We start from the raw sequence: 5,692 nt of genomic DNA, 5'->3' as shown, positions 1-5,692 counted from the left end.
GCCCTGCTCGGGCGGGCGCCCGGCGCGGTCGTCGCGGCGGGGGAGCCGGGCGGGGCGGAGTTCCCGCTGCTGGCCGACCGGCCGATGGTGGGCGGTGCGCCGACCGCGTACGTCTGCCGGCACTTCGTCTGCGACGCGCCGACCACGGACGCGGAGGCGCTGGCCCGCGCGCTCGGCGGGGCCTGAACGGACGGCGGGGGCGCCTCTGGGCGCCCCCGTGAAAGCTTCGGCGCCGGAGGTCAGCTGTGGGTGTACGCCACCAGCGAGATGCCGACGTAATGCACCACGAACGCGGCCAGCGTCAGCGAGTGGAAGACCTCGTGGAAGCCGAACCAGCGCGGTGACGGGTTCGGCCGCTTGATGCCGTAGATGACGCCGCCGACGCTGTAGAGCACACCGCCGACGACCACCAGCACCAGCACCGCGATCCCGCCGGTCCGCATGAAGTCGGGCAGGAAGAAGACGGCCGCCCAGCCCATCGCGATGTAGCACGGCGTGTACAGCCAGCGCGGCGCGCCGACCCAGAAGACCCGGAACGCGATGCCCGCGAGCGCCGCCGCCCACACCGCCCACAGGAGTGGTGTCCCGGTGGACTCGGGGAGCAGGAGCAGGGTGAGCGGGGTGTACGTCCCCGCGATGATCAGGAAGATGTTGGCGTGGTCGAGCCGGCGCAGGACGGCTTCGCCGCGCGGCCCCCACGTACCCCGGTGGTAGAGCGCGCTCACCCCGAAGAGCAGGCACGCCGTCAGCACGTAGATCGCGCAGGCGATCCGGCCCCTGGTGCTGTCCGAGAGGGCGACGAGCACGAGGCCCGCTATGACGACGGCGGGGAACATCCCGGCGTGCAGCCAGCCGCGCATCCGTGGCTTCAGCGGAGCGTCGGCGAGCGTGGCCGGGCGGAGACCGGCGGTGTCGGGCGCGGCGGCAGCAGTCATTCCGGCATCGTACCTACGCCTCCGTAGGGAGCGGGTATGGGCCGTGACGGAGTGCTGATGCTCACATGGGCGGCCCTCTGGACATATGGGCGCGAGGGTCGGATGATCAAATGAGTGCAGTCGGCACCGGATGAGCGCCAAGGGGAATTCGAAGGGGTACACGCATCCGGGTCGCGGCCCCCACGGGGCACGGGCACCAACCGAATACACCCTCACCAAGGAGCGATCGTGGCGCGCGACATCGCGGCTCCCCTCACTGTTCCCACCAACCACCAGGAGCTGGTCTCCTGGGTGGACGAGATCGCAGCACTCACCGAGCCGGACCGGGTGGTCTGGTGCGACGGTTCCGAGGCCGAGTACGAGCGCCTGTGCGGGGAGCTCGTCGCCAAGGGCACGTTCACCAAGCTGGACGAGATCAAGCGCCCGAACTCCTACTACGCGGCCTCCGACCCCAGCGACGTCGCCCGCGTCGAGACCCGTACGTTCATCTGCTCCGCGAAGGAGGAGGACGCCGGCCCGACGAACCACTGGAAGGACCCCGCCGAGATGCGGGAGATCTTCACGGGCGAGCAGGGCGTCTTCCGCGGCTCGATGCGCGGCCGGACCATGTACGTCGTCCCGTTCTGCATGGGCCCGCTCGGGTCCCCGCTCTCCGCGATCGGCGTCGAGATCACCGACTCCGCGTACGTCGCCGTCTCGATGCGCACCATGACGCGGATGGGGCAGCCCGTGCTCGACGAGCTGGGCTCCGACGGCTTCTTCGTCAAGGCCGTCCACACGCTGGGCGCGCCCCTGGCGGAGGGCCAGGAGGACGTGCCCTGGCCCTGCAACGAGACCAAGTACATCTCGCACTTCCCCGAGGACCGCGAGATCTGGTCGTACGGCTCCGGCTACGGCGGCAACGCGCTGCTCGGCAAGAAGTGCTACGCGCTGCGCATCGCCTCCGTCATGGCCCGCGACGAGGGCTGGCTCGCGGAGCACATGCTGATCCTCAAGCTCACCCCGCCGCGCGGCGAGTCGAAGTACGTCGCCGCCGCGTTCCCGAGCGCCTGCGGCAAGACGAACCTCGCGATGCTGGAGCCCACGATCTCCGGCTGGACCGTCGAGACCATCGGCGACGACATCGCGTGGATGCGGTTCGGCGAGGACGGCCGGCTGTACGCGATCAACCCGGAGGCGGGCTTCTTCGGCGTCGCGCCCGGGACCGGAGAACACACCAACGCCAACGCCATGAAGACGATGTGGGGCAACTCCGTCTTCACCAACGTCGCGCTCACCGACGACGGTGACGTCTGGTGGGAGGGCATGACCGAGGAGGCGCCCGCGCACCTCACGGACTGGAAGGGCAACGACTGGACCCCCGAGTCCGGGACGCCCGCCGCGCACCCCAACGCCCGCTTCACCGTGCCGGCCGGGCAGTGCCCGATCATCGCGCCGGAGTGGGAGGACCCGAAGGGCGTGCCGATCTCGGCCATCCTCTTCGGCGGCCGCCGCGCCTCGGCCGTCCCGCTGGTCACCGAGTCCTTCAACTGGCAGCACGGTGTCTTCCTCGGCGCCAACGTCGCCTCCGAGAAGACCGCCGCCGCCGAGGGCAAGGTCGGCGAGCTGCGCCGCGACCCGTTCGCCATGCTGCCGTTCTGCGGCTACAACATGGGCGACTACATGGGCCACTGGCTCAAGGTCGGCGCCGACAAGCCGGACCAGTCGAAGCTGCCGAAGATCTACTACGTGAACTGGTTCCGCAAGAACGACGCGGGGAAGTTCGTCTGGCCCGGATTCGGCGAGAACAGCCGTGTCCTGAAGTGGATCGTCGAGCGTCTGGAGGGGAAGGCGGAGGGCGTCGAGTCGCCGATCGGCATCCTTCCCGCGAAGGGCTCGATCGACACCGAGGGCCTGGATCTCTCCGAGGCCGACCTCGACTTCCTGCTCAAGGTCGACAAGGAGGTCTGGCGCGAGGAGGCGGCGCTGGTCCCCGAGCACCTCAACACCTTCGGCGACCACACTCCGAAGGAGCTGTGGGACGAGTACCGCGCGCTGGTCGAGCGCCTGGGCTGAGCCCCCGCAGATGTACGGCGACGGCCTCCGAAGCCGCTTCGGGGGCCGTCGGCCTGTTCAACCCGTCCTGCTCGTAGTGGAGTTGTGACCCTGCGGAGCCGCAAGGGTGATGTCCGCGACCGTACCGTTGGCCCGGTCGCGCCGCCGGGGCGCGCAGGCGGAGGGGGCCCGTCGGCATGCGGTATCCGCCGTACCCGAACACGTCGCAGGGCGGCCCGCCGCTCTTCCCCGGGCACCGGATGGGCGGCTGGACGGTGGCCCTGATCACCGTCGGCGCGCTGATCGGCGTGGCGGTGGTGGGCCTGGTCGCGTACATCTGGGCGTCCGGCAAGGTCCACGAGAACCTGCGGTTCCCGGACGAGGACGTCACCGTCACCTCCTGCGGCCGGGACGAGGTGACGGGCCGCCCGGTGGCGGGCGTACGGGTCACGAGCGAGGCGGCGCGGCCCGGGACGTACACCGTGCACGTGGTGTTCCGGGACCTGCGGAGCGGGGTGGACGCGGGGGAGGGCGGTGCGACCGTGGCCGACCTGGCGGTGGGCGCCACGGCGATCCGGCGGGTCACCGGTCCGGTTCCGGTGCGGGGCGGCGCCGGGTGCGAGCTCGGGGACGTGACCTTCGAGTCCACGCGCCCGGCCCGCGAAGAGGCTTCGCCCGGCCCCTGAGGAGTCTGGGTGGCGCCCGGTCCACGCACCTCTGCGGTGCGTGGACCGGGGCCGTCAGTGGGCGCCGACCGGCGTCCGCGCGTCGGCGGCGAGCGCCTCGGTGTGGGCGTCCATGCGCTCGGCCGAGAGGATCGCGACCGCCGTGTCGGCGCGGGAGGCCGCCACCACCAGGGCCCGGCCCGCGAGGGCGTGGGCACGGCGGTGGAGGGCGGCCGCGGGGGCGTCGCTCAGCCCGGCGTGGCGGACGGGCGGGGCGCCGCGCAGCCTGGCCACCTGCCCGGCGATGCGGTCGCCCGCCGCGCCGAGACCCAGCTCGTCGGTGACCGCGAGCAGGGCGGCCAGGTGTCCGGCGAGCTGGATGTCCAGCTCCTCCTCGCGGGTGCGGTGCGGGAAGTCGCCGGCGTGGTCGGCCGGTGTGTGGACCGATTTGGTGCGGATCGGTTCGTACATGGGTGGCCTCCTGGTGGTGCTGTGGGGACCATCCTAGCTTGGATTCAGTCTAAAGTTGTCCATCTTCGAGAAAAGGTCGAGCGGCAGGACGGCTACACCTGGCTGTAGCCGTCCAGGAAGTGGGCGATCCGGCCGATCGCGTCCGTCAGGTCCTCCGTCGAGGGCAGCGTCACCACACGGAAGTGGTCCGGATCCGGCCAGTTGAACCCGGTGCCCTGCACCACCATGATCTTCTCGGCCCGCAGCAGGTCCAGGACCATCTGCCGGTCGTCCTTGATCTTGTAGACCTTGGGGTCGAGCCGCGGGAAGAGGTACAGCGCGCCCTTCGGCTTCACGCAGGTCACGCCCGGGATCTGGGTCAGCAGGTCGTACGCCGCATCGCGCTGCTCCAGGATCCGGCCGCCGGGCAGCACCAGGTCGTTGATCGACTGCCGGCCGCCGAGCGCGGTGGCGACCGCGTGCTGCGAGGGCATGTTGGCGCACAGCCGCATGTTGGCCAGGATCGTCAGCCCCTCGATGTACGAGGAGGCGTGCGCCTTGGGGCCGCAGACGGCCATCCAGCCCGAGCGGTAGCCGGCCACCCGGTAGTTCTTGGACAGCCCGTTGAAGGTCAGGACCATCAGGTCCGGGGCGATCGTCGCGGTGGGGGTGTGCGTGGCGCCGTCGTACAGGATGCGGTCGTAGATCTCGTCCGAGCAGACGACCAGGTTGTGCCGGCGGGCGATCTCCGTCAGCCCGCGCAGCATCTCGTCGTCGTAGACGGCGCCCGTCGGGTTGTTCGGGTTGATGATCACCATCGCCTTGGTGCGGTCGGTGATCTTCCGCTCGATGTCGGCGAGGTCGGGCATCCAGTCCGACTGCTCGTCGCAGCGGTAGTGCACGGCCGTGCCGCCCGCCAGCGAGACCGAGGCCGTCCACAGCGGGTAGTCCGGGGCCGGGACCAGCACCTCGTCGCCGTCGTCGAGGAGAGCCTGCATCGACATCTGGATCAGCTCGGAGACGCCGTTGCCGATGTAGACGTCCTCGACGTCCAGGTCGATGCCCTTGGTCTGGTAGTGCTGCATCACCGCCCGGCGCGCGGACAGCAGCCCCTTCGCGTCGCCGTAACCGTGCGCCCCGGCGAGGTTGCGCAGGATGTCCTCAAGGATCTCCGGCGGGCACTCGAAGCCGAACGCGGCCGGGTTGCCGGTGTTCAGCTTGAGGATGCGATGCCCGGCCGCCTCCAGCCGCATCGCCTCCTCGAGCACGGGGCCGCGGATCTCGTAGCAGACGTTGGCGAGCTTCGTGGACTGGATGACCTGCATGTCAGCGAGCTTACGACTGTGTTTCACGGGCCGCCCGGGCTTTGCCCGCCGGTTGGCCCGCCCGGGCGGGGGCGGGCTCCGGCGCGGGCTTTCATCGCCATGCGCCCGCCCCCGTGAACCGTGGGAACGCCGGTCACGGGAGGCCCGGGGCTTGGAATGGGGCGGCGCGGCGGTGTGACCGACCGGAACGGGTGACTTACGCCACGGAGCGGTGTGCGCCGGGGCTCGCGCGGGAGCGCGGGCGCGCTCCCGGGCGGCGTTCGCGCCGGGCTCACGCGGGGAG

The 5,692-nt window shown here is 71.0% G+C and carries 6 protein-coding genes; 3 read left to right on the top strand and 3 right to left on the bottom strand.

Translation table 11 applies throughout. The features are described from left to right. Nucleotides 1–186 (top strand): hypothetical protein (locus G3I41_RS01885; protein ID WP_164398548.1); only part of this gene is annotated, 186 nt, incomplete at its 5' end. Nucleotides 187–239: 53 nt separating this feature from the next. Here the strand turns inward: G3I41_RS01885 and G3I41_RS01880 are convergent. After that, a complete protein-coding gene (locus G3I41_RS01880) occupies nt 240–935 on the bottom strand; it encodes a hemolysin III family protein (RefSeq protein ID WP_164398547.1) in 696 nt (231 codons plus the stop codon). Nucleotides 936–1,163: 228 nt separating this feature from the next. Here G3I41_RS01880 and G3I41_RS01875 point away from each other — a divergent pair, with 228 nt between their 5' ends. Next, complete coding sequence (locus G3I41_RS01875) at nt 1,164–2,990, top strand: phosphoenolpyruvate carboxykinase (GTP) (protein ID WP_164398546.1); 1,827 nt, start codon at nt 1,164–1,166, stop codon at nt 2,988–2,990. Between the two features lie 176 nt (nt 2,991–3,166). Next, the gene (locus G3I41_RS01870) at nt 3,167–3,655 is read left to right on the top strand and encodes a hypothetical protein (RefSeq protein WP_164398545.1); all 489 of its coding nucleotides are present in this window, start codon (nt 3,167–3,169) and stop codon (nt 3,653–3,655) included. A gap of 54 nt (nt 3,656–3,709) precedes the next feature. Here G3I41_RS01870 and G3I41_RS01865 read toward each other — a convergent pair whose 3' ends face one another. After that, nucleotides 3,710–4,105: a hypothetical protein gene (locus tag G3I41_RS01865; protein ID WP_164398544.1), complete on the bottom strand. Its 396-nt coding sequence runs from the start codon at nt 4,103–4,105 to the stop codon at nt 3,710–3,712. Between the two features lie 92 nt (nt 4,106–4,197). Next, complete coding sequence (locus tag G3I41_RS01860; protein ID WP_164398543.1) at nt 4,198–5,409, bottom strand: pyridoxal phosphate-dependent aminotransferase; 1,212 nt, start codon at nt 5,407–5,409, stop codon at nt 4,198–4,200. Between the last annotated feature and the right edge of the window lie 283 nt (nt 5,410–5,692).

Source organism: Streptomyces sp. SID9727 (genome assembly GCF_010550605.1).
Classification (GTDB): Bacteria; Actinomycetota; Actinomycetes; order Streptomycetales; family Streptomycetaceae; genus Streptomyces.
The sequence above is the reverse complement of the archived record's forward strand: the minus strand, read 5'-3'. Positions and strand labels throughout refer to the sequence as shown.